Here is a 387-nt window from a genome sequence, read left to right as displayed (position 1 = left end):
AGACTCGAACACACTTTCGTGTGTCGTTTCAATTTTCAGCTTGTTCCGGATTGTTAAAGAGCAAATACTTCGCAGTATACTCGGTGAGTACACTCTGAAGTGATGGTGGAGCTATGCGGGATCGAACCGCAGACCTCCTGCGTGCAAAGCAGGCGCTCTCCCAGCTGAGCTATAGCCCCATACAGTAGTTAAAACCTCAGCAACTCCGCAGAGTTGGTAGGCCTGAGTGGACTTGAACCACCGACCTCACCCTTATCAGGGGTGCGCTCTAACCACCTGAGCTACAAGCCTGTAGAGGTTTTACTGCTCGTTCTTTCTATCAGACAATCTGTGTGAGCACTACAGAGGCAGGTTCTTTAAGGTAAGGAGGTGATCCAACCGCAGGTT

2 tRNA genes are annotated in these 387 nt (G+C 50.1%); both read right to left on the bottom strand.

Annotated elements, in window-relative coordinates:
• Positions 1-103: 103 nt before the first annotated feature.
• Positions 104-179: transfer RNA gene (locus tag DW56_RS17280), tRNA-Ala, on the bottom strand.
• Between the two features lie 35 nt (positions 180-214).
• Positions 215-291: transfer RNA gene (locus DW56_RS17275), tRNA-Ile, on the bottom strand.
• Positions 292-387: the final 96 nt, after the last annotated feature.

Origin of the sequence: Franconibacter helveticus LMG 23732, from assembly GCF_000463115.2 — a bacterium.
In the GTDB taxonomy this organism is placed as follows: domain Bacteria; phylum Pseudomonadota; class Gammaproteobacteria; order Enterobacterales; family Enterobacteriaceae; genus Franconibacter; species Franconibacter helveticus.
Note: the sequence above shows the minus strand (reverse complement) of the source record. Positions and strands in the feature narration are given on the sequence as shown.